Genomic DNA, 21157 nt, shown 5'->3' on the forward strand with positions numbered 1-21157 from the left:
GCGCTATCCCCGCCAACCCGTCCGCGTACCCCTGGCCCAGCGCGCGCAGCTTCCACGTGGTCCCGCGGCGGTAGATCTCGGCGAGCAGCAGCACTGTCTCCCGCTCGGGACGTGCAGGGGTGAACCGGGCGACGACACGGCCGCCCGGGCCGGTCACGCGCAGGCTCGGGGCGGGCAGCCGGCCCAGGGGTGTGCCGGGCTCGGCGGGACTGACGACCACGGTGACCCGGCTCGCCCCGGGCCGCAGGGCGGGCGGATCGACGCTGAGCGTCTCCCCGTGCAGCCGCGCACCGGGCGCGCTCGGCTGGTTGTAGAACACGAAGTCGCCGTCCCCGCGCACCTTGCCGCTGTCATCGGTGATGAGCGCGGACACATCGAACGGGCCTGGCACCTGAAGCGTCAGGGTGCCACCCGGCAGGGGCAGATTGCCTCCGGGAACCAACTCGCTCATCGTGCCGCCGCCTGTCGGGGTGCCGGATCGCCGTACGCGCCCCGAGGGGCGTCGACCGGACAACGTCTCACCGGTGAGCGAGGGTTCCCCGGCCTGTCACGGGGCGAGGAGGCGAAGCGGGAACGATAACCCCTCCGGGCTGCTCAGGCGCAGAACACCGGGACCCGTGTGCTCGCCCCCGGTGAGTGACTGCTGACCGTGGTCGCGTGCGCGGGCGGCGACACGCTCCAAGTCGTCGACCGCGATGACGAGTTCCCACTGGGGTGCGGACGCTTCGGGCCCGTACGCCGTGATGAAATCGGCACGATCGAGGGCGGTGCCGAGCATCTCGCCGTAGAACTGCCGGGCCCGGTCCGGGTGTTCGCAGGCGAGGACCATGGAATGCGGCATGCCATGGGAGTGCGGCGGGATCGCCCAGCCGCTGAACTCGGACGCTTGCCACAGAGAGAAAGGCGCGCCGACCGGATCGATCAGCGTCGCCATGCGTCCCTGATCCCCGGCATCGAAAGGGGCGAGTACAAGCTGTGCGCCGTTCGCCGTCGCCGCCTCGGTGCGACGGTCGACGTCATCGACCGCGAGGTAGTAGGCGATATGCGCAGGCGTTCCCGGCGGATAGACCGGATTGCCGAGGTCGCTGACGCCGCCGAGCTGATGGCCGTCGACGTAGATCTTGGTCGCCCGGCGCCAGTCGTCTTCATCCACCGCGAACTTCCAGCCCAGCACCGTAGAGAAAAAGGCCGCGGTGCCGGGGATGTCACGGGTCTTGAGGTCCATCCAGCAGAACTCGTTCAACGCACTCCTCGCGGACTCGGGCGTTACGGTTTGCGTCCGACCCCGCACCACATCGGGAGCGCGTCGGGGGTGGCCGCGTCCTCGGGGTAGGGACGCCATTGCGGCAGCTGTACGACTCCCGGGTCCAGCACATACGTACCGTCGAAGAACCGGGTGACGTCGCTGTGTGAGCGAGGAGTCGCCGCCGCGTGTTCGGCGGCCCGCTCGTTGTACACGCGCATCGACTCGGCGACTTCGTCGGCTCCGATGTCCGAGGCCGGGTGGGAGAGGACGAGATGGCTGCCGGGGGCCAGCGCGTCGAGGAGGCGGCGGGTGATGGCGTACGGATCGTCGGCGTCCGGGATGTACTGCAGGATCGCCACGAGCATGAGGCCGACCGGCTGGGACAGGTCCAGCGTGTCCTGCGCCGCGGTGAGGATGCGGTCGACGTCCCGCAGGTCCGCCTGCAGGTACTCTGTGGCCCCTTCCGGGTTGCTGACGAGCAGCGCCTGGGCGTGGGCCAGCACGATCGGGTCGTTGTCGACGTACACCACCCGGGCGCTGGGATCGACCCGTTGCGCCACCTCGTGGGTGTTGTCCGCCGTGGGGACGCCGGTTCCGATGTCGAGGAACTGCCGGATGCCCGGCTTGCCCGCCAGCTCGCGCACCGCCCGCCCCAGGAAGGCCCGGTTGGCCCTGACCGCGGGGATGATCTCCGGATTGGCCGCGGCGGCCAGCTCGGCGGCCTCCTGGTCGGCCGGGTAGTTGTCCTTGCCGCCCAGCCAGGCGTTGTACACGCGCGCGGGATGCGCCACGGAGGAGTTGATCGGGGCCATTGCGCCCGCCGGCCGCTCGTGCATGGTGCTCAGCTCCCCACTCGCCGTCATCCGCCTGCCGCGGGCACACAGTAACCGACCACGGATCCGCAACTCGTAAGCGGGCGGCGTCAGTTGCCGGACGAAGAGACGAAGAATCGAAGCGGAACGCCCCAACCGTCAGGAGGCCAGCTCCCGGGCGCGCTGGGCCGCCTGGCGCACGGAACCCTGGTGAACCGGTCCGTGCCCGGGCAGCATCACGTCTCCGGAGAGTGTCTCGAAGGTGTTCAGCGAGGCGAGCGCACGGCCTCGGTCGTGGTGGAACATGACGGGGAGCAGCTGCGGACCCTTCACGCGCGAGGTGGGATGGCCGCTGACCAGTGCGTCGCCCGAGATCACGATCCCCGCCTCCGGCAGGTGGAGGGCGCTGTGGCCGTCGGTGTGGCCGGGGGTGTGCACCGGAACGGGGTGGCCGGGCAGGTCCAGAGGCCCGGCGGAGGGAAACGGCTGGGGGCTTGTGACGGGGACGTGCGCGGTGCCGCCGGACCGGAGCGCGTGCACCGCCCACGGGAGTACGCCGGGGCGCCAGGCGTTCCGCAGGATCCGGTCGATGGACACCTGGTGGAGGAAGTCCCGGCGCGCATGCGGGACTTCGGCCTCGTGGGTATAGACCGGCGTGCCGTACGTACGGCTGAGGTATTCGGCCGAGCCGAGATGGTCGTTGTGTGCGTGCGTGATGAGCACGGCCGCGACCGCCTCGGGCGAACTGCCCACGGCCGACAGCGATTCGAGGACCTTCTCGCGGTCTCCGCGATAGCCGGTGTCCACCAGGGTGACGGCGTCACCTTCGGTGAGGATCACCCAGTTGGTGTTGCTTCCGTGCACCAGATGGACATCGTCGGCGACTTGGCGCATGTGTGCCTGCATCATCTTCCCGACCTTCTGGGTCCCTGCCTGCCTGACACAGCCAAGCAGATGCGTGCTCGCCCCAGGGGTGCCGGTCCGGAACTCAGTGCCTCGGGTCCGGAGCTCAGGGCCGCAGGTCCGCAGAAGTGCGTAGTGACCGCAGGGCCAGGAGCAGGACTCCGATGTCGTCCAGGTAGGCCGGGTCGGGCAGGAGGTCGGCCGGCAGGACGACGTAGGCGACGGCTCCCCAGAAGACCCAGGGGGAGCCCGTCGGGAGTCCCGCGCGCCGCAGAGCGCGCCGGGTCCGGACCAGCCGGACCAGCAGGGCGATCGCCACCGCCAGGGCGGCGGCCAGCAGTACGGCCACGAGGAGGACCACAACCCACGTGCTGGTGTCCATGCGTCCTGCCTCTGCTCGTCCCGGCTTGTCCTTCTTCCGTCCTGTTCAACTTCCCCGGTTCGTTCCCATCGTCACCAACCGGAAGGAACCGACCTGTTTGGCTGAATGGCGCTGTTGCTCACGCGCTCCGAGATACGCGAGCGTGCTGAGCCATGGACCGTGACAGGAGCAATGCCTCCCCTTCTCCGTCCCTCTCCCTCTCCCTCCCCCTCTCCCGTCGACAACTCCTCGCGGCAGCGGGTGCCGCGGGCGCCGCCGGGGCCATCACCGCCGTCGGCTCCGCGCCCGCCACAGCGCGGCCGCGCACCGGGCTCTCGCTGTCCTTCACGGCGGCCACGAACGGCTCGGCGACCCTCGCACCCGGCGGAGACCGGCTGGTCGTCGAGATCCAGAGCATCCTGTGGTCGCTGCCGCGCACCGGAGGCAAGGCCGTCCCCCTCACCCCGGCGGGCCTCGAACCGAACCGGCCCGTGTATGCCCCCGACGGCAAGCTCATCGCGTTCTGCGCGTACGAGGGCGGCGGTTTCCACGTGTGGACGATGCGCCCCGACGGCTCGGAGGTACGGCAGCGCACGGATGGCTCCTGGGACGACCGCGGCCCGGCCTGGTCGCCCGACGGCACCCGTCTCGCCCTCGCCTCCGAGCGTGGCGGGGACCCGGTGACCGGCAGCCCGTACCGCATCCATGTGCTGGACCTGCGCACCGGTGAACTGAACCGCGTCACCGGCCTCCCCGGGCAGGACGGCCCGCTGCAGGACGGAGCGTGGGAGGACTTCGACCCCACCTGGTCGCCGGACGGAAAGCGGATCCTGTTCGTACGGGCCAAGGGCGTCACCAACTCCACCGGCTCCGCGCTGCAAGCGCGGACCGTCGCCGCAGTCCCGGCCGGGGGCACGGGCCCGGTCGTCGTGGAACACACCGAGACCGAGGCCGCCCAGGTCATGACGCCCGCCCTCGCACCGGACGGCCGGCGCCTGGCGTATCTGCGGGTCACCGCGTCACCGAACGGCTCCTGCACGCTTGTCGTCGAAGGCGAACCCGTCACCGTCGCCGGAGACATCGCGCCGGTGCCCCCGCGCTGGACGACGGCGGGAGAGCTGCTGCTCACCGTGGACGGCCACTTCACCCTCGTACGACCGGAGAAACCGGCGGAGCCGGAAACGATCCCCTTCGAGGGCGCGCTCCCCGTGGACCGGCCGCATTACCGCGTCAAGGAGTACGACCTGGGGGAGGGGCGGGCGCGGCCGGTGCGCGGCATCCACCTGCCGGCCCTCTCGCCCGACGGACGGCGGATCGCGTTCGCCGCGCTCAACTCGCTGTGGCTGGCGGACAGTTCGGGCGGCCGGGCGCCGAAGCGGCTGCGCCGGTCGGCGCCCACCCGCTATCTTCTCGGACCCGTGTGGGCGCGCGACGGGCGCTCACTGCTGTACGCCGACGACCGCGACGGACTGCTCGGCGTGTACCGGCGAGATCTCGCCACGGGGGAGGAGACCGCGCTCGCGACCGGCGGCCGGGTCCACCCGGCGCTCTCGCCCGACGGCACGCGACTCGCCTGCCTCGACATGACCGGGCAACTCGTCGTCCGCGATCTGGAGTCCGGTACGGAACGCGTGCTCGCGGCCCCGCTGGGCGCGGGCGGGCTGCCCGGCCGGCCCAGCTGGTCGCCCGACGGCCGCTACGTAACGTTGTGCGACCGCAACCGCCTCAACCTCCGCTTCCGCGAGGGCTACAACCTCATCCGGGTCGTCGACACCACCACCGGCACCGACCGGTTGCACGCCGCGGCACCCCATGTCTCCCTCGCCGACCGGTACGACTCCGGGCCCGTCTGGTCGCCCGACGGACGCTGGATGGCGGTGATCGTCGAATCAGCGCTCTGTCTGCTGCCCGTCGCGCCTGACGGCACCCCGCGGGGCGCCCTGCGCGCCCTCACCACCGAACCGGCCGACCACCCCTCCTGGTCAGGCGACTCGAAGACGCTGCTGTACCTGTCGGGCGCCCGGCTCCGGCTGATCGACGTCGACGGCGGTCCCGCGCGGACGGTCCGCGTACCGCTCGACCAGCGCAGACCCGTACCCGCCGACACGGTGGTGCACGCCGGCCGACTGTGGGACGGCACGGGCGAATCCGTACGCGACGACGTCGACCTCGTGGTACGCGGTGGACGCGTCACCGCGGTCGAACCGCACCGGCGGCGCGGGGCACTGAGACGGATCGACGCCTCGGAGCACACCGTCGTCCCCGGACTCTGGGACACCCACACCCACCCCTGGCAGAGCACCTACGGCGGACGCCAGACCGTCGGCCAGCTCACCTACGGCATCACCACCGCCGTGTCCCTCGGCGGATTCGCCCACGAGCAGGCCCGTATCCGCGAGGCCGTGGCGACCGGACAGCTCGCCGGACCCCGGCTGCTGACCACGGGCGAACTGCTCGACGGAGCCCGCGTCGCGTACAGCATGGGGCGCGCCCACCGCACCGAGGACGGGCTGCGGCGCTCACTGGAGCGGGGCGCCGCGCTCGACTGGGACTTCGTGAAAACCTATGTGCGGGCGCCGAGCTGGGTGATGGCGGAGGCCGCGCGCTTCGCCCACGAGCGGCTCGGCGTGCGGACCGGCGGCCACATGCTGTCGCCGGGCGTCCAGCTCGGCCAGGACCTGACCACTCACTTGCAGGCCACGCAGCGGGCCGAGTTCGGGCACGCGGTGACCGCGTCCGGGCGCGCGTACCAGGACCTGGTGGAGATCTACAGCGCGCGGGGCGTCGACTTCGGCCTCATCGCCACGCCGTTCACCTCCGCGCCGCTCCTCGGCGCGGACCCGGGGCTCGCCGACGACCCCAGGGTGACCGCCGTGATGCCGCCGTGGGACGTCGCCCTGGTCCGGCAGTCGGCGGGCGTGCCGCCGACCCCCGCGCAGCTGGCGACCCTGCGTACCGAGACCGACATCTACCGGAGGGTCCTGGCCGCGGGCGGCCTGGTCGCCCTCGGCACCGACCAGCCCCTCGTTCCCGTCGGCCTCGCCCTCCACCTCGGCCTGCGCGCACTGCACCGGGGTGGACTGTCCCCGGCGGCGGCCCTGCGCACCGCCACCGTGCTGCCCGCCCGGCTCTTCGGCGTCGACGACCACCTCGGCACGCTGCAACCGGGCAGGCTCGCCGACCTGACGGTGGTGGACGGCGACCCGTTCACGGACTTCGACACACTCGTCCGTACGGCCTCCGTGCTCCGGGGCGGGATGCCGTACACGACCGAGGAGCTCGTGGCCGCGTACGAACCCGCGAGCCGCCGCTCGACGGACGAGGCGGACGAGACGGACGAGGACGACTGGCTCGAGGTGGGACGGCTCATGCGGCGGGAGGGGTGCTGCGGCTCAGAGCTCTGAGACGCTGCCTGCTGTCTGCTCCGGCGGTCCGGCCGAAACCCGGATGCCCGGAGACCTCTCGGCCGCCTACCCTCCGAACCGTGATCGACCGCATGCCCCAGACGGATCCCCGCACAGAACCCGCTACAGAACCCCAGACGGACCCCCGGACCGATCCGCAGACCGACGACGTCCTGCGCCTGGTGCACCGCGTACTCGGCACGGACGTCATCGGCGTCTACCTGCACGGCTCCGCCGTACTCGGCGGTCTGCGACCGAGCAGCGACCTCGATGTGTTCGTCGTCCTGCGGCGGCGCACGACGGAGCAGGAGCGCCGGGCCCTGCTCCAAGGACTGCTGGAGGTCTCGGGCGGCGAGGCCCGGAACGGACCAGGCCGCCCCGTAGAACTCACTGTCGTCGCCCAGGGCGACGTCCGTCCCTGGCGCTGTCCGCCCCGCTGCGAGTTCCTCTACGGCGAGTGGCTGCGCGACGAGTTCGAGCGCGGGATGGTGCCCGCTCCGGCGCCCGCGCCCGACCTCGCGCCGCTGATCACGATGGTGTTGCTCGGGAACGCACCGCTGTTCGGCCCGCCCCCGGCGGACGTCCTCGATCCCGTCCCGCACGAGGACCTGCGGTGGGCGATCGTCGCCGGTGTACCGGAGCTGCTCGCCGAGCTGGAGTCGGACACCCGCAACGTCCTGCTGACGCTCGCCCGTGTCCGGGCCACCCTGGAGACGGGGACGATCATGTCGAAGGACGCGGCGGCCACCTGGGTGCTCGACCGGCTTCCGGCCCGGCATCGGCCCGTACTGGCCCGTGCGCGGTCCGTCTATCTCGGGGACGAGACGGAGTCCTGGGAGGGCCTGATGCCGCAGGTCCGCGAGCTCGCCGACCACTTGGTTGCCCAACTGGAGGTACATCGACGCTAGTTGTGCAGCGATCGCGTTCCCAGGGCGGCGGATTCTGTTGCACGCTTGATCGCTGGCCGTGCGCCGTCGCAACGAATGTGACAAAAGAAGACCACAGAGAGTTCACATCGGTATACGCTGCCCGGCACCCCACGTACGAGGCCGCGCGCGTGGGGGCCGGTCATCCCGGCCTGCTCGTGTGCGGGTTCAACGAAATACCGCTCCGAGACCCATACCGAACGGTCTGAATGCTGCACCACCTCACCGAGACCCGGTGAGCCCCGCCGACCCCGGAAGTTCCCCCGCATTCGGGCGTCGGTTCATCTGGCGAACCCACCGGGCGTTCCAGCTGCGCGCTCCAGTTCGGTGAGGTCACTTGTCACTCTGTGAGGAACGATGAGCATGCGCACCCGCACCACCGTGGCCGCGGCCATGTCTGTGGTCGTCTCCCTGTCTCTCGCCGCCTGCGGTGAGAGCGGCGATGCGGGAAGTGGAGGTGCCACGACCGTCGGTATAGCGATGCCCACCACCACGTCCCAGCGGTGGATCGACGACGGCCGGAACATGGTCACCCAGATCGAGGGCTTCGGCTACGAGACCTCCCTGAAGTACGCCGAAGACGACCCGAAGACCCAGGTCGAGCAGGTGGAGGCGATGATCGACCAGGGTGTGGACGCCCTGGTCATCGCCTCGGTCGACGGGCGTTCGCTCACCGATGTGCTGCGCAGGGCGGAATCCGCCCACATCCCCGTGATCTCGTACGACCGCCTGATCCTGAACAGTTCCGACGTGGACTACTACGCCACCTTCGACAACGAGCAGGTCGGTGAGCTCCAGGCCGACTTCCTGATCGAGCGACTCGGACTGGTCAACGGCAGCAAGAAGGGCCCGTTCAACATCGAGGTGTTCGCCGGCTCACCCGACGACAACAACACCGGCTACTTCTTCGAGAGCGCGATGAGGATTCTGCAGCCCTACATCGAGAGCGGCGACCTCGTCGTGAAATCCGGGCAGACCGAGATGGAGCAGGTCACGACGCTGCGCTGGGACGGTGTCAGGGCCAAGAAACGCATGAACGAACTGCTCGACTCCGACTACGCGAACGAGCGCGTCGACGCGGTCCTCTCGCCGTACGACGGCATATCGAGGGGCATCATCGAAGCGCTGAAGGCGCACGGTTACGGCGACGAGGGCAAGCGGCTGCCCATCATCACGGGGCAGGACGCCGAGCCGCTCTCGGTGAAGTCGATCATGGCGGGTGAGCAGGCGCAGACCGTGTACAAGGACACGCGCGAACTCGCGCTCATCACCTCGTACATGGTCAACTCGGTGATCCACAACAAGAAGCCGGTGATCAACGACACCAGCTCGTACGACAACGGGGAGAAGGTCGTGCCCGCGTATCTCCTGGAACCGGTGAGCGTCGACAAGGGCAATTACCGCAAGGAGCTCGTCGAGTCGGGCTACATCGACAAGAGCGACCTCGACTGACTCGACTGAGGCGGCTCGCGGCTGTCGGCTGCGGTCAGTGCACGCCGTGCGGCCGGAACTGGATGCTGATCCGGGGTCCGGTCGCACGCGTGGTCTTGGGAATCGCGTGTTCCCAGGTGCGCTGGCAGGAACCGCCCATCACGATCAGGTCCCCGTGCCCGAGTGGCCGGCGTATCCCGGCGCCGCCGCGCCGAGGGCGCAGGAGCAGGTCGCGCGGCGCGCCCACGGACAGGATGGCGACCATCGTGTCCTCTCGCGCGCCCCGGCCGGTCCGGTCCCCGTGCCAGGCCACGCTGTCGCGGCCGTCCCGGTAGTAGCAGAGTCCGGCGGTGGTGAAGGGCTCGCCCAACTCGTCGGCGTAGTACGAGGAAAGGGTGTCCCGCGCCTCGTCAAGGACGGGGTGCGGCAGCTCGTCGTCGGCACTGTAGTGGGCGAGCAGGCGCGGGACGTCCACCGTGTTCTCGTACATCTGCCGCCGTTCGGCCCGCCACGGCACCTCGGTGGCGAGCCGGGCGAACAGGGCGTCGGCCCCGCGCAGCCATCCCGGCAGCAGATCGATCCAGGCGCCGTCGCCGAGCCGGGTCCTGCGCAGCTCGTGCAGCGGGCCGAGGCGGATGTCGTCGGTCTGGTCGAAGAGCGAGCCCTGGAGGTGCGTGGACATGATTCCAGGTTACGCTCATATTCGAATGCTTGTACGGCAGAGGTGCCCCCCGCTGATGGTGCTCGCCGGCCCCACGACTGCTGGGTGCCGAGCAGGCGCCGAGTCGAACAGAGACCGTGTGGCGGGACGCTCAGGTCTGGTTGCCCTTCGGCCTGCCGCGCTGGTCAGGCGTCCCGTGCGGCGGTGGGTGGGTGGCCTCCGCGGCGGTGGCGGGTGACACCGTCCGGCCCGGGCGCTGCGGAGACTGTTCGGGGCGCACGGCCGTGGGGTCGCCGCCCGTGGGTTCCGCCCCGGAGGCGAGCTCGCCCAGCCGGGCCTTGATCATCTCCACCACCGGTGTGCGGTCGGCGTGCGCGCGCTCGTATTCCAGTACCTGCTCCACCTCGTCGGCCGACAATGCGCGGATACGGCTCCGCAGACCGCCCAGCGGCAGATGGTCGAAGTCGGGCAGGGGCAGGGCCTCGCGGTCGGTGTGGCTCATGTGCGTACTCCTTCCTTCCTGTCCTTCCTGTCGGCATCGCACCCGTGCGTCGAAGGATCAGGTCCGCCCGGGGCCACCACTGCCGAACCCTCCGCTGGAGTTCTCGTCCCACTTCGGCGGATCCTGGTCCGCCGCGCGGCGCGTACGGGTGTTGCCGTGTCCCCGCAGCCGGTGCGGGGTGAGCCGATGACGGCCGCGCGGCACCTCGGCGGGCTCCCGCCGTTCACGGACCTCGTGCACGGGGCCGGAGGCGGGCGGCCGGGGCTGTTCCTCGGGGCGTGGCGGCGCGGGCTCACGGGCGCGGATCCGGCGGCCACGCGACACGGCCCAGATCAGGGCGCCGACGATGACGAGCCCGACCAGGAACGGAATCACGCCGCCCGCCACCGCGGAGGATGCGGCCAGTCGAGTCGTGACGATGTCCATCTCCCGCGAGTACCCGGCGCGGCCGACCGAAACAGCTGTCTGCGGTGCCCGGCACCAGTCGGTCGGTGGCCCGTCCGGTCAGTGGCCCGTTCGCGTGCGGGTCCCGGGCGTCCACGCGAGGGTGACGTAGATCCAACGCCTGAGGCGCAGGAGGAGGACCCTGCGCTGCACGGTCACCACCTGTACCAGCGCGACCGGGTTCCCGTCACCGTGGTGCTGCGCATCAGGAAGCCGAGCAACCAGATGACGAGCACGGCGAGAGCGATCCACCAGAGAGCCTCGACCGCGAATCCCGTCCCGAAAAGGATCAGGATCAGAAGGAGGACCAGCAGGATGGGGACCATGACCTCCACCTCCTGAGGCGCCGGGTTCCCCGATTCGTCGCTCTGCAACGGACGATGTGACGCGGCATTTCCCGGCGGCGGAACTCCGGGTATTTCTCGGCGCCCTGTCACAGTGAAGAATCGGTCGATCGCCCAACGTCACATTATTCCTGATTTCTGTGCCGTTTGACTTGCTGAATAGCGGGCAAATGCCCTATAAGTGCTTCGGACAGGAGGCACGTCCGTGGGAGAGCTGGTCCGCCAGATCGCGGGTGTGTCCCGAACGGTCCGTGTGTGCGCCCTCCCATGGTGACTGTCCAGTCAGCACCTTCTGAGGGAGATGCGACGCACCATGCGAGTCACCGTCAGATCGAAGCAACACCCGCACGATGACGCCCCTGACACGGCCGCGGCCTTCGAAAGGCTTGCCGCTCTGCCCGAGGGGCCCGAGCACGACGCGCTGCGTGACGAGATCGTCCAGGCCTGGCTGCCCATGGCCGAGCGCATCGCCACCCAGTACCGGGGTCGGGGCGAGTCGGTCGAGGATCTGTGCCAGGTCGCGGCACTCGGCCTCGTCAAGGCGGTCGCCCGCTACGACCCGGAGCGTGGCTGCGCCTTCGAGAGTTACGCGATCCCGACGATCACCGGTGAGATCAAGCGCCACTTCCGGGACCATATGTGGGTCCTTCATGTGCCGCGTCGAGTCCAGGACCTGCGCAACCGGGTCCGCACGGCCGCGAAGGACCTGTCGCAGACGGCACCCGGCCGTCGGCCCACCGTCGCCGAGATCGCCGAGCACGCGCGGATGAGCGAGGACGACGTACGTATCGGTCTCGAAGCCCTCGACAGTTTCACCGCACTCTCCCTGGACGCCGAACTGCCGGGCAGCGACGACGGTTACGCGCTGGGAGACATCCTGGGAGAGCCCGACGCCGGGTTCGATCTCGTCGTTGACCGTGAGGCCGTGAAGCCCTGTCTGCAAGAGCTCCCCGAGCGCGAACGGACCATCCTCTATCTGCGCTTCTTCGGAGGGATGACGCAAAGCCGCATCGCGAACCAGCTCGGCATCTCGCAGATGCACGTGTCCCGGCTGCTCAGCGCCTGCTGCGCCGAACTGAGGGAGAAAGCCCTCTCCGAACCGGCAGCCTGATGCCCGGCCCCGCGCCGGTGTGCCCCGGGTGGATTCCCCCACCGCTGTGCCCCGGGTGGATTCACCCGGCCGCCCGGCGCGGACCTGGCCCGGCCGGGCGAGCGAGCGGCGAGCTCACTGCCGAACCCTCCCGGGAGCGGTTCGTCAATGTGCCGCTGTTGTCCGAACTAACCACGTGGGCCGAACCGAAACGCTTCAGGTCCGTTCGAACACAGCGGTTCCTCTGCCCTGTTGAGGAGTCCCGTCGAGGAATCGAGGAATGCCAACGGGTCCGGGACGTCGATCACCGCAGTGGTGGACCGCCCGGAATCTGCGTGGGCCCGTAACGATCGAGCGTGTCTTCCAGCGTTGCTCGGACATCGGGTGGGAGATCGCCTTTCTGCCCCCAGATGAGGATCAGCTCCGCGACATTTCGCAGCTTGATGTTCGTGTGCTGGGAAACGTCCCGCAGCACGGCCCAGCCCTGGTCGGGTGTCACCCGTCCCAGCGCGACCATCATGCCGATCGCCTGATCCACGACGGCATGGGAGGTCACGGCTTCCTTGAGCTGGCCGATCTCCTCCTGCAACTCGACGATCTGGGCCGTGTCGTCGGGCACGGCCGACCCCTGCGGGCCGCCGGCCGGCTCGGCAGTTCCCGAACGGGTGTGTGAGGTCATCGTCGCCTCCGGGGTCGGAGCGCTTACGTGTTTGTCCGTCGTCATCCCTTGGTTCTGGCCTTGCGTGCTTCGTCCGACTCCATCGTCGCCACTTGTCCGGGCACATGCCAGTGCGAGCGCATACGCATGCTGTTTTGCTCGCTCACTGTGGTGAACGATTCACGAATTGCGAAGGTGAAGGCCGGGGCGCAGGGTGGATACGCCAGTCCAACCCCCACGAAGGACGGAAGATCATGGCTAAGGCAAAGGGCAAGGCCAAGCAGATGAAGGGCAAGATGAAGGAGACCACCGGCAGGGCCATGGGCGACAAGGCCCGGGAGGTCGAGGGCCGGGGCGAGCAGACGGCGGGTGAGGCGGAGGAAGCCGCGGCGAAGGCCACCGAGCGGGCGAAGGGCACCGAGCGTGGGAAGAAGTCCGGACGGTAGACCGGGCTCATCGCCGCCGCGCCTCCGGCGGTCGTTTCGGGCTCGGCCCGTGCGGCCGCCGGGGGCGTCCGTGCTCCATGACGGGCCGACCGGACTGCCCACCGTCGCACCGGGGTACTCGCCGCCGTATGCGCAAGCTCATGCGGCGCCCGCTGAGGCGCAAGAAGGGAACCCGTACCGCGGCCGAAGAGGCCCTGGAGGAAGTCAAGGAGCAGGGGCACGAGGACGACACGGACACCTCCGAGGGCCGGGACCGCGGCCCCGGCGACCCCATCACTCCGAGCACCCGGGCGAACCGGGAAGCCACCGAGGTGGACGGCACCGACTGAGCGGTACGCCCCCACAGCAGACGTCACTGCCGGAGGGAGGCCAGCAACCGTGGACCACACACAGGCACCCGTACTCGAGGCCCTGCGGCGCTACCACGAGCGAAGCGAGCTCGCCTTCACCCCGCCCGGCCACAAGCAGGCGCGAGGTGCCGACCCGCAGGCCCGCGCGATACTCGGTGACGCCGTCTACCACACCGACCTCCTGGCGTCAGGAGGCCTCGACGACCGGCGTACGAGCGGACACGTGCTGCTGCGTGCGGAGGAGCTGATGGCGGACGCGGTCCACGCCGAGCACACGTTCTTCACGACGTGCGGCAGCTCCCTGTCCGTCAAGGCGGCGATGCTCGCCGTGGCGGGCCCGGGCGAGAAGCTCATCGTGGGACGCGACGCCCACAAGTCGGTGATCTCCGGCCTGATCCTCTCCGGGATCGAACCGGTCTGGGTCGATCCTCAGTGGGACGTGAAGCAGCGCCTGGCCCATGCACCCGGCCCGGAAGCCTTCGAGGAGGCGCTCACCCGCCATCCGGACGCGCGCGGCGCCGTCGTCACCAGCCCCACCCCGTACGGCGGTTGCGCCGCCCTCGAGGACATCGCGGAGATCTTCCACGTGCGCGACCTGCCCCTCGTCGTCGACGAGGCCTGGGGCGCCCATCTGCCCTTCCACCCGGACCTGCCGCCCTGGGCGATGGACGCCGGCGCGGACGTCTGCGTGACGAGCATCCACAAGATGGGCAGCGGCCTGGAGCAGGGCTCCGTCTACCACCTTCAGGGCTCCCTGATCGAGGCGAAGACCCTGCAGTCGCGCGCCGACCTGTTCGGCACCACCAGCCCCTCGGTCCTCATCTACGCGGGACTCGACGCCTGGCGCCGTCAGATGGCCCTCCACGGGAAGGACCTCCTGGACGACGCGCTGCGGCTGGCCGCGGACGTCCGCTCCGCCATCGACGAGATACCCGGCCTGCACGTCCTGGACCGCGACGACCTCGTGGGGCCCGGCCTGTCCGCCGACTTCGATCCCCTGCCCGTGGTCATCGACGTCAGCGGTCTCGGTACGACCGGCTACCGCGCGGCCGACCTGCTGCGCACCGAGCACCACATCGACGTGCACCTCGCGGACCACCGGCGCATCAACGCCCAGCTCACCCACGCCGACACGACCGCCACCACGCAGCCGCTGATCGACGCGCTGTGGGACCTCGCCGAGCACGCCGGGGAACTGGCCGCGGCGCCGGTCATCGACGTGCCGAGCGGGCGGGACATGCGTCTTGAACAGGCCTGCCGACCCCGCGACGCGTACTTCGGCGCCACGGAAAGCGTGCCGACGGAGCGGGCGGCCGGCCGTGTCTCGGCCGAGATGATCACGCCGTACCCGCCCGGCATCCCGGCCGTCCTGCCGGGAGAACGGCTCACCGAGCCCGTGCTGCGTTACCTGCGCACCGGCCTGCGGGGAGGCATGAACCTTCCGGACGCCTCGGAGCCGCAGCTGCGCACGATCCGCGTCCGCGCGTGAGCGGGCGACGCTATGCCGCGGGCCGCTCGCGGACGACGTCACGCGCGGTCTTGTCGTGTCGCAGTCCGAGGAACCGCGGGTGCCGCAGCATGCCGTCCCGGGTCCACTCGGTGAACTCGATCTGCGCGACCAGCTCCGGCTTCGCCCAGTGGGAACGCGGCTCCCGCACCCGGTCGGCGAAAGGCGACGCGGAGGTGTGGAGGCCGTCCAGGCTCTCGCGGAGAGCGACCAGCGTGCGATGGTCGAAACCCGTGCCCACTTTGCCCGCGTACCGCAACTTGTCCCCGTCGTAGTAGCCGAGCAGCAGCGCACCGAGCCCGACGCGGCTTCCGGCCGGCTCGGTGAATCCGGCGACGACGAACTCCTGACCCTGGGAGCACTTCAGCTTGAGCCAGTCCACCGAACGACGCGGCTGGTAGCGGCTGTCGGCCCGCTTCGCGATCAGCCCCTCCCAGCCGTGGGCGCACGACTCGGCCAGCAACTCCGCGCCGCCCTCGTTGCGATGCGTGCTCATCCGCAGCGGGGTGCGGAACGTCAGGGCCCGCCGCAGCAGCGACTTGCGGGTGCGCAACGGCAGCTGTGTGGTGTCCGCGCCGTCAAGCCGCAGCAGATCGAACAGGTAGTACGTCACGGCGACGCCGCTCGCCTCGATCTCCCGCCGCCGGGTGAGCCCCATCCGCTGCTGGAGCCGGGAGAAGTCGGTACGGCCGTGGGCGAACGCGACGATCTCGCCGTCCGCCGTGAAATCCGTGCACGACTGGGCCGCGAGCGCTTCGGCGATCTCCGGGTACGTGTCGTTGAGCCGGTTGCCGGTGCGGGAGAGCAGCACCACTCGCCCGCTCTCGCGGACCGCAAGGACCCGGACGCCGTCCAGCTTCCGCTCGAAGATCCACCCGCCGGGAAAGTCCCGCCGGTCGCTCAGCGTGGCGAGCATCGGCTGGGCGGCCAGCTCCACGCCGGGGCGTGCCTCGCGCAGCCGCCGGCTCTCGTCGGCGGACAGGGTCCCCAGGAGATCGGTCATCGCCGCTCACTCCTCCCGGGCGACCTGCCGCAGGGTGCGCCCGCTGCGCACCGAGCGGGCCCGCCGCGGATCGGGCGTCCCGGGGGCACCGGGCCTGGCCCGCGCGTCGTCCGTCTTCACCAGCAGCCACGACTCACGTTTGCCATCGCGGAAGCGGGTCAGGGCGTACCCGCCGTGCAGCTTCGAGCCGTCGAGCCAGAACGTGGCGTGTCCGCGCTCCAGCGCCTCGTCGAAGGGCACGGGCCGGCCACGCCGGTCATGGCTCATGGGCCGGTACGTGCCGTGGTCCCAGACGATGACGGTTCCGCCGCCGTACTCGCCCTCGGCGATCACGCCCTCGAACTCCTCGTACTCCAGCGGATGGTCCTCGGTGGGCATGGCGAGCCGCTTGTCCCGCGGATCGGCCGACGGCCCTTTCGGGACGGACCAGGACTTCAGCACGTCGTCGACCTGCAGCCGGAAGTCGAAGTGCATCGTGCTCGCGTCGTGGATCTGCACCACGAAGTGACGCCCGTCGTCCGACGACACGTCCTGGCCGTCGGTTTCCCCGGCGCCGTGAGGCTCCTTGGTCCTGTCGAAGTCACGCTTGCCGCGGTAGGTCCGCAGCCGGTCCTTCTCACCCACGTCCGGCTCCTTCCCCCGGCCCACGGCTCCAGCGGGCCGGCACCGTCTCGCAGCCCCCGGGTACCCCACACGCGCGCGGGCGACTCAGGACCCCGCGATGATCACCACGGCGAGCAGGAAGACACCGCCGCCGATGCCGCCGATGAGCAGCCCGAGGGTGTTGGTCCAGCCGCGGCACGGCGGCAGGGAAAGGGCCGGGCGCGTGCGGGCGCCCGGCCTCTTCCTGCCCGATGAGGACTTTTCCGATGGGGTCTTTTCCGAAGGGGCTCAGGCGCCGCAGACCGGGACGCCGGGCAGCTGGTTGTCCGGGTGGTCGACGTAGTAACTCGCGATGTAGCCGCGGGAGTCACCGCGCGTGATGTAGACCCACCACGGGTTGCCGCCGACGTTCTGCCCCTGCTTCTGGCAGACCGCCTCGAAGGGCTGGTTCGGCTGCAACTGCCCCGCGACCGCGGGGCAGTTGCCCGGCGACGGGAACGCGTCGCAGGCGGCCGGGTCGCCCGGGTTGTCGCGGACGTTGACGTCGGTCGCCCAGACCGTGAAGCTCGCCTGGGCCGACACGCCGTCCGAGGCGGCAGCGGGCGAGGCGGCAGCGGCCGGGCCGGCCAGCCCGGCCGTCAGGGCCGTCGCGGCGAGGGCCGCACCGAGGGCAGTACGAAGTCGCATGGAGATCTCCCCGTGTTGTCGCGCTTGGTCGTCGTGCTTGCCTTACGCACGGCACACGAGGACACGCACCTCCCTGTATGACACCGGGGCGAGTGACCCTCGTCACATCCCAAGGGTGCGGCTGTCAGCGGGAGTTGCCGACCTCGCTCTCGGAACAGGTGCGCACTTCGGCCGTGTTGCGCGTACGGACACCGGGCAGCCAGCCCTCCGCTCCGTCGCGGGTCCTGACGAGGTACCAGCGCGTCGACGTGACGCCGCTCTCGTCGGTGACCAGTGTGCCGCGCGTGACGACGCACGCCGCCGACAGCCGGTCGCCGTGCCAGACGCGGCCCGCCGTGTTGTCCGGGGCCGCGTACTCGGCGTACGGATCCTTCGCCAGTCGCAGCGCGCACTCCATGGTCCGCAGCGGCCGGCACGGACCCTCGGCGTTGAACACCGTCACCGAGAGGGTGAAGCGCCCGCCGTCGGCCGGAGTGTCGGCGGTCGGCCGGACCAGCCACCAGGCGCCCAACACGACGGCGCACACCAGGACGGCGGTTGCCGCGACCGCCCACCCGAGCCGGAGCCGGGTGCCGATGGCTGCCCTGCGGGGCTGGGCGTCGGCGGCCCGAACGCGCTCCCACAGCCCGGGCGGTGTCCCGATCTCCTCGTCGGCGGCTCTGAGCCGGTCGCGCAGCAGTGCGGCCACGCGCTCGTCGGGCTCTGCGTCAGGCCTCATGCCCCGGCTCCTTTCCTGGTCCGTCAGAGCGCTCGCTCTCACTCCCGTCCAGCAGTGAGCGCAGCTTCTCCAGTGCACGCGTGCGATGCCGGGCGGCCGTGCCACGGTGCACTCTCATGATCCGGGCGGCCTGATCGATGGTGTAACCGTCCAGGTCGACGAGTATCACCACTCCCGCCTGCTTGGAAGAGAGCCGCCCCAGCAGCCGTACCGCCTCCATCTCGGCGTCGCGGCGCTCCACTCCGCCGTCCCAGCCCGCGGCGACCACCGGCCCGATCGAGCCAAGGCGGCCCGCCTGCCCGGCGGCATCGGTGGCACCCGACACCTCCAGATCATCCACCAGGACCTGGCGGCGCTCGCGGCGATGGGTGTCGCGTACGACGCTGAGCAGGGCGGTGAAGGCATAGGCGTACGGCTCCGGGTGGTCGAGGAATCGTTGCGGCCGTGCGGCCAGCTTCAGGTAGGCCTCGTGCACGGCGTCCTCGGCCCAGGATCTCGTCCCGGCCAGCATGACGGCTCTTCGGTAGAGCCTGGGCAGCAGCGCGCAGAAGGTCTCGTCGAAGCGGGTCTGTGGCGGTGACGGCGAGGGTGAAGGACCGGTCGGCGGGTGGCCCATGGGCTCGTGTGTCTCCCCGTTGTGAGATCGGGCGGGCCGTCGCCTGCCCGCCGCGTTGTGCACCGAGTGATCATTTACCCGGCGGCGGCGATGACACGCAGGTCTTTTTCCGGCTCGGCGCGCAACCCTCACCTCAACTCCCACCTCGGGCCCGCCCACCCAAGCCACACCGGCCCGCGTCCTGTGTACCGTCGTCAGTCCGGCCGGCGACTCCTGGCCGGGCAGGCGACGCAGGAAAGAGGGGCAGCCGTATGACCCGCCCGATCACCGTGGGAGTGGACGGATCACCCGAGAGCCTGGCGGCTGTGGCATGGGCCGGCCGGGAAGCCGTCCGTCGCGAGCTGCCGCTGCGTCTGGTGCACGCCTGGGAGACGGCCGACGCGGGCGAGCATGCCCCGGGGGCGCGGGACGCGCTGCGGGAGGCCGCGAGCGGCCTCGCCGAGCGGCACCCGCACCTGACGGTGGCCACCGACCTCCTGGACGCGGCACCGGTCGCGTCGCTGGTCGCCGAGGCGGCGGACGCCGAGCTGCTGGCGCTCGGCTCGCGCGGGCACGGAGCGATCGTCGGCTTCCTGCTCGGTTCCGTCGGCCAGCAGGTGACCGCCGAATCCGGGCGCCCCGTCGTCCTCGTACGCGCCGACGACCGTGCCGAACACGAAGCGGCGGGCCGCGAGATCGTCGTGGGACAGCAGGGCGGCCCGGACGACAGCGGCGCCGCCCTGGAGTTCGCCTTCGAGACGGCGCGGGCACGCGGCGCCGCCGTGCGCGCCGTACGTGCCTGGAGCCTGCCGGCGCTCTACACGTTCAGCCCCGGTTCGTTGAAACTCCTCGACGAGGCCGGCGGCCTGGAGCCGTACGAGAAGAAGGCGCTCGACGAAGCGCTGCGGCCCTGGCGGGAACGGTTTCCCGACGTGCCCGTGACCGAGCACGTCGAGATCGGCAGCGCGGGGGAGGTACTGCTGTCGGCGGCTGCCCGGGCCCAGCTGATGGTGGTCGGGCGCCGTGCCCACCGCTCGGCCGTCGGGTCACGGATCGGCTCGGTGGCGCACGCGGTCATGCATCACGCGCCCTGCCCGGTGGCGGTCGTACCGCCGTCCTGAGCGCCCGCCTCGGTCGACGGCGCCGATGGCGCGGCGGCGTCCGGCGACGGCAGCTTCTCCCGGATCTTCGGCAGGATGTGCTTGACGTAGTCCTCGACGGCCGTGTCCAGGCCGATGTCGTGCTGCGCCCGTTCGGACAGGTACCAGCGGTGTTCGAGGAGCCCGTGGTACAGCTCGGCCGCGTCCATGGAGCCGCGCAGATCCCGCGGTACGGCGCGCACGGTGGGCCGGAACACATCGCGCACCCAGCGGTGGGCCAGCACCTCGGGACGCGCGCCGAGAGGGTCGCCGGGTGCGTAGTCGTCCTGGGTGGCCATCCAGCTCTCCAGGTCGTTGAGGAGCCGGCGCGCCTGGTTCTCCTCGGTGTCGAGCCCGGTCAGGCGCAGTAGCTGCCGCTGGTGGTGGCCCGCGTCGACGACCTTGGGGACGAAGGTGACGGTGTCACCGTTAGAGGAGTGCGCGATCTGCATCTCGGCGACGTCGAAGCCGAGTTCGTTGAGCCGCCGGACCCGGCGGTCGATGTAGTGGTGCTTGCCCGCCGGATACACGGACGTACGGGTCAGTTCCTCCCACAGGCTCTGGTAACGCCCGCAGATCTCCGTGCCGAAGTCGATCGGGTCGACGGACGGGTGCAGTGCCCCCGACGCCTCCAGGTCGAGCAGTTCGCCGCTGATGTTCACGCGCGCGAGATCGAGATCGTACGAGCGCTGCCCGTCGCTGAGCTTCTGGCGCAGCTCGCCGGTCTCCGCGTCCACCAGGTACGCGGCGTACGCCCCGGCGTCGCGCCGGAACAGCGTGTTGGACAGGGAGCAGTCACCCCAGGCGAACCCGGCCAGATGGAGCCGCACCAGCAGCACGGCGAGCGCGTCCATCAGCCGGTGCATGGTGGCGGGCCGCATCGTCGTCTCGAACATCGACCGGTAGGGCATCGAGCCGTTCAGGTGCCGGGTGATCAGCACGGGTTCCAGGGGAGTGTCGCCCTGGGTGCGGCCGGTGACCACGGCGACCGGATCCACCGCGGGGATGTTGAGCCGGTGGAGACTGCGCAGCAGCTCGTACTCCCGCAGCGCAGGGCGCTCGGCCAGCTCCTTGACGGCCACCACCTCCGTACCGGCGCGCGCGTACCGCACCACGTGCCGCGAGATGCCGCGCGGCAGCGGCACCAGGTGGCGCTCCGGCCACTCCTCGAGCGGCAGCTGCCAGGGCAGTTCGAGCAGCAGCGCGGGATGCTCCGGGTTGGTGGCGCTGATGTGCAATGCCATCGCTCTTGGGCCCTCGCCTCGCGGTCGTCCGTCACGTCGCAGGAGCATCTCCGCACCTGAACGCCCCGTACGTCAACCTGCGG

General features: G+C 70.7%; 24 protein-coding genes. 8 read left to right on the forward strand and 16 right to left on the reverse strand.

The features are described 5' to 3' along the window. The 5 genes from G5C60_RS24110 to G5C60_RS24130 all read right to left on the reverse strand — a co-directional run. On the reverse strand, window positions 1-451 hold a 451-nt coding region (locus tag G5C60_RS24110), incomplete at its 3' end, for a TerD family protein (RefSeq protein WP_165262732.1). A gap of 96 nt (window positions 452-547) precedes the next feature. Next, complete coding sequence (locus G5C60_RS24115; protein ID WP_241267027.1) at window positions 548-1225, reverse strand: VOC family protein; 678 nt, start codon at window positions 1223-1225, stop codon at window positions 548-550. 41 nt (window positions 1226-1266) lie between these two features. Then, on the reverse strand, window positions 1267-2082 hold the full coding sequence (locus G5C60_RS24120) for an SAM-dependent methyltransferase (protein WP_165262736.1): 816 nt from the start codon (window positions 2080-2082) through the stop codon (window positions 1267-1269). A gap of 135 nt (window positions 2083-2217) precedes the next feature. Beyond that, window positions 2218-2964, reverse strand: a complete 747-nt coding sequence (locus G5C60_RS24125) for an MBL fold metallo-hydrolase (protein ID WP_165262811.1) — start codon at window positions 2962-2964, stop codon at window positions 2218-2220. A gap of 103 nt (window positions 2965-3067) precedes the next feature. Continuing rightward, entirely contained in the window at window positions 3068-3343 is a 276-nt protein-coding gene (locus tag G5C60_RS24130; RefSeq protein ID WP_165262738.1) for a YkvA family protein, read from the reverse strand. Window positions 3344-3495: 152 nt separating this feature from the next. Here G5C60_RS24130 and G5C60_RS24135 point away from each other — a divergent pair, with 152 nt between their 5' ends. The 3 genes from G5C60_RS24135 to chvE all read left to right on the forward strand — a co-directional run bounded on the left by G5C60_RS24135 (window position 3496) and on the right by chvE (window position 9104). Then, a complete protein-coding gene (locus G5C60_RS24135; RefSeq protein WP_165262740.1) occupies window positions 3496-6726 on the forward strand; it encodes an amidohydrolase family protein in 3231 nt (1076 codons plus the stop codon). A gap of 92 nt (window positions 6727-6818) precedes the next feature. Continuing rightward, window positions 6819-7634, forward strand: a complete 816-nt coding sequence (locus tag G5C60_RS24140) for an aminoglycoside adenylyltransferase family protein (protein ID WP_165262813.1) — start codon at window positions 6819-6821, stop codon at window positions 7632-7634. A 381-nt stretch (window positions 7635-8015) separates the two neighbouring features. Beyond that, window positions 8016-9104, forward strand: a complete 1089-nt coding sequence (gene chvE, locus G5C60_RS24145; RefSeq protein WP_420907402.1) for a multiple monosaccharide ABC transporter substrate-binding protein — start codon at window positions 8016-8018, stop codon at window positions 9102-9104. 34 nt (window positions 9105-9138) lie between these two features. On the opposite strand, the gene G5C60_RS24150 is transcribed toward chvE, so the two are convergent. From G5C60_RS24150 to G5C60_RS24165, 4 genes are all read right to left on the reverse strand, one after another. Continuing rightward, window positions 9139-9765: an alpha-ketoglutarate-dependent dioxygenase AlkB gene (locus tag G5C60_RS24150; RefSeq protein ID WP_165262744.1), complete on the reverse strand. Its 627-nt coding sequence runs from the start codon at window positions 9763-9765 to the stop codon at window positions 9139-9141. A gap of 130 nt (window positions 9766-9895) precedes the next feature. Continuing rightward, window positions 9896-10246 (reverse strand): DUF8129 domain-containing protein, encoded by a 351-nt coding sequence (locus G5C60_RS24155; RefSeq protein WP_165262746.1) that lies wholly within the window; start codon window positions 10244-10246, stop codon window positions 9896-9898. Between the two features lie 57 nt (window positions 10247-10303). Continuing rightward, window positions 10304-10672, reverse strand: a complete 369-nt coding sequence (locus G5C60_RS24160; RefSeq protein ID WP_165262748.1) for a DUF6479 family protein — start codon at window positions 10670-10672, stop codon at window positions 10304-10306. 173 nt (window positions 10673-10845) lie between these two features. Further along, on the reverse strand, window positions 10846-11016 hold the full coding sequence (locus G5C60_RS24165; RefSeq protein WP_165262750.1) for a hydrophobic protein: 171 nt from the start codon (window positions 11014-11016) through the stop codon (window positions 10846-10848). Window positions 11017-11347: 331 nt separating this feature from the next. On the opposite strand from G5C60_RS24165, the gene G5C60_RS24170 reads away from it, so the two are divergent. After that, a complete protein-coding gene (locus G5C60_RS24170; protein WP_165262752.1) occupies window positions 11348-12145 on the forward strand; it encodes an RNA polymerase sigma factor SigF in 798 nt (265 codons plus the stop codon). Window positions 12146-12428: 283 nt separating this feature from the next. On the opposite strand, the gene G5C60_RS24175 is transcribed toward G5C60_RS24170, so the two are convergent. Further along, on the reverse strand, window positions 12429-12743 hold the full coding sequence (locus G5C60_RS24175) for an ANTAR domain-containing protein (RefSeq protein ID WP_338145907.1): 315 nt from the start codon (window positions 12741-12743) through the stop codon (window positions 12429-12431). A 293-nt stretch (window positions 12744-13036) separates the two neighbouring features. Here G5C60_RS24175 and G5C60_RS24180 point away from each other — a divergent pair, with 293 nt between their 5' ends. The 3 genes from G5C60_RS24180 (at window position 13037) to G5C60_RS24190 (ending at window position 15067) form a co-directional block, all read left to right on the forward strand. After that, a complete protein-coding gene (locus tag G5C60_RS24180) occupies window positions 13037-13228 on the forward strand; it encodes a CsbD family protein (protein ID WP_165262756.1) in 192 nt (63 codons plus the stop codon). Between the two features lie 128 nt (window positions 13229-13356). Continuing rightward, window positions 13357-13557 carry a hypothetical protein gene (locus G5C60_RS24185; protein WP_165262758.1) on the forward strand — a complete coding sequence of 67 codons (201 nt, stop codon included), beginning with the start codon at window positions 13357-13359 and terminating at the stop codon, window positions 13555-13557. A 49-nt stretch (window positions 13558-13606) separates the two neighbouring features. Further along, window positions 13607-15067 (forward strand): Orn/Lys/Arg family decarboxylase, encoded by a 1461-nt coding sequence (locus tag G5C60_RS24190; protein ID WP_165262760.1) that lies wholly within the window; start codon window positions 13607-13609, stop codon window positions 15065-15067. A gap of 10 nt (window positions 15068-15077) precedes the next feature. On the opposite strand, the gene ligD is transcribed toward G5C60_RS24190, so the two are convergent. The 5 genes from ligD to G5C60_RS24215 all read right to left on the reverse strand — a co-directional run bounded on the left by ligD (window position 15078) and on the right by G5C60_RS24215 (window position 18712). After that, window positions 15078-16088 (reverse strand): non-homologous end-joining DNA ligase, encoded by a 1011-nt coding sequence (gene ligD / locus G5C60_RS24195; RefSeq protein WP_165262762.1) that lies wholly within the window; start codon window positions 16086-16088, stop codon window positions 15078-15080. 6 nt (window positions 16089-16094) lie between these two features. Beyond that, window positions 16095-16712: a DNA polymerase ligase N-terminal domain-containing protein gene (locus tag G5C60_RS24200; RefSeq protein ID WP_165262764.1), complete on the reverse strand. Its 618-nt coding sequence runs from the start codon at window positions 16710-16712 to the stop codon at window positions 16095-16097. A gap of 267 nt (window positions 16713-16979) precedes the next feature. Beyond that, window positions 16980-17378: a hypothetical protein gene (locus G5C60_RS24205; RefSeq protein WP_165262766.1), complete on the reverse strand. Its 399-nt coding sequence runs from the start codon at window positions 17376-17378 to the stop codon at window positions 16980-16982. 124 nt (window positions 17379-17502) lie between these two features. Continuing rightward, the gene (locus G5C60_RS24210; protein ID WP_165262768.1) at window positions 17503-18096 is read right to left on the reverse strand and encodes a hypothetical protein; all 594 of its coding nucleotides are present in this window, start codon (window positions 18094-18096) and stop codon (window positions 17503-17505) included. After that, on the reverse strand, window positions 18086-18712 hold the full coding sequence (locus G5C60_RS24215) for an RNA polymerase sigma factor (RefSeq protein WP_165262770.1): 627 nt from the start codon (window positions 18710-18712) through the stop codon (window positions 18086-18088). The genes G5C60_RS24210 and G5C60_RS24215 overlap by 11 nt, the downstream gene beginning before the upstream one ends. 251 nt (window positions 18713-18963) lie before the next feature. Between G5C60_RS24215 and G5C60_RS24220 the strand changes: the two genes are divergently transcribed. After that, window positions 18964-19812, forward strand: coding sequence for a universal stress protein (locus G5C60_RS24220; RefSeq protein ID WP_165262772.1), 849 nt, complete (start codon window positions 18964-18966; stop codon window positions 19810-19812). On the opposite strand, the gene G5C60_RS24225 is transcribed toward G5C60_RS24220, so the two are convergent. Continuing rightward, window positions 19773-21074: a DUF4032 domain-containing protein gene (locus G5C60_RS24225; protein WP_165262774.1), complete on the reverse strand. Its 1302-nt coding sequence runs from the start codon at window positions 21072-21074 to the stop codon at window positions 19773-19775. The genes G5C60_RS24220 and G5C60_RS24225 overlap by 40 nt on opposite strands. Between the last annotated feature and the right edge of the window lie 83 nt (window positions 21075-21157).

The sequence above is a fragment of the Streptomyces scabichelini genome, assembly GCF_011045015.1.
In the GTDB taxonomy this organism is placed as follows: domain Bacteria; phylum Actinomycetota; class Actinomycetes; order Streptomycetales; family Streptomycetaceae; genus Streptomyces; species Streptomyces scabichelini.

Bases quoted from the DNA above. Each gene is read 5' to 3' on its own strand.
- G5C60_RS24115 (WP_241267027.1), bottom strand. From the start codon at position 1,225: ATGGACCTCAAGACCCGTGACATCCCCGGCACCGCGGCCTTTTTCTCT.
- G5C60_RS24120 (WP_165262736.1), bottom strand. From the start codon at position 2,082: ATGCACGAGCGGCCGGCGGGCGCAATGGCCCCGATCAACTCCTCCGTG.
- G5C60_RS24125 (WP_165262811.1), bottom strand. From the start codon at position 2,964: ATGCAGGCACACATGCGCCAAGTCGCCGACGATGTCCATCTGGTGCAC.
- G5C60_RS24130 (WP_165262738.1), bottom strand. From the start codon at position 3,343: ATGGACACCAGCACGTGGGTTGTGGTCCTCCTCGTGGCCGTACTGCTG.
- G5C60_RS24135 (WP_165262740.1), top strand. From the start codon at position 3,496: ATGGACCGTGACAGGAGCAATGCCTCCCCTTCTCCGTCCCTCTCCCTC.
- G5C60_RS24140 (WP_165262813.1), top strand. From the start codon at position 6,819: ATGCCCCAGACGGATCCCCGCACAGAACCCGCTACAGAACCCCAGACG.
- chvE (WP_420907402.1), top strand. From the start codon at position 8,016: ATGCGCACCCGCACCACCGTGGCCGCGGCCATGTCTGTGGTCGTCTCC.
- G5C60_RS24150 (WP_165262744.1), bottom strand. From the start codon at position 9,765: ATGTCCACGCACCTCCAGGGCTCGCTCTTCGACCAGACCGACGACATC.
- G5C60_RS24155 (WP_165262746.1), bottom strand. From the start codon at position 10,246: ATGAGCCACACCGACCGCGAGGCCCTGCCCCTGCCCGACTTCGACCAT.
- G5C60_RS24160 (WP_165262748.1), bottom strand. From the start codon at position 10,672: ATGGACATCGTCACGACTCGACTGGCCGCATCCTCCGCGGTGGCGGGC.
- G5C60_RS24165 (WP_165262750.1), bottom strand. From the start codon at position 11,016: ATGGTCCCCATCCTGCTGGTCCTCCTTCTGATCCTGATCCTTTTCGGG.
- G5C60_RS24170 (WP_165262752.1), top strand. From the start codon at position 11,348: ATGCGAGTCACCGTCAGATCGAAGCAACACCCGCACGATGACGCCCCT.
- G5C60_RS24180 (WP_165262756.1), top strand. From the start codon at position 13,037: ATGGCTAAGGCAAAGGGCAAGGCCAAGCAGATGAAGGGCAAGATGAAG.
- G5C60_RS24185 (WP_165262758.1), top strand. From the start codon at position 13,357: ATGCGCAAGCTCATGCGGCGCCCGCTGAGGCGCAAGAAGGGAACCCGT.
- ligD (WP_165262762.1), bottom strand. From the start codon at position 16,088: ATGACCGATCTCCTGGGGACCCTGTCCGCCGACGAGAGCCGGCGGCTG.
- G5C60_RS24205 (WP_165262766.1), bottom strand. From the start codon at position 17,378: ATGCGACTTCGTACTGCCCTCGGTGCGGCCCTCGCCGCGACGGCCCTG.
- G5C60_RS24210 (WP_165262768.1), bottom strand. From the start codon at position 18,096: ATGAGGCCTGACGCAGAGCCCGACGAGCGCGTGGCCGCACTGCTGCGC.
- G5C60_RS24215 (WP_165262770.1), bottom strand. From the start codon at position 18,712: ATGGGCCACCCGCCGACCGGTCCTTCACCCTCGCCGTCACCGCCACAG.
- G5C60_RS24220 (WP_165262772.1), top strand. From the start codon at position 18,964: ATGACCCGCCCGATCACCGTGGGAGTGGACGGATCACCCGAGAGCCTG.
- G5C60_RS24225 (WP_165262774.1), bottom strand. From the start codon at position 21,074: ATGGCATTGCACATCAGCGCCACCAACCCGGAGCATCCCGCGCTGCTG.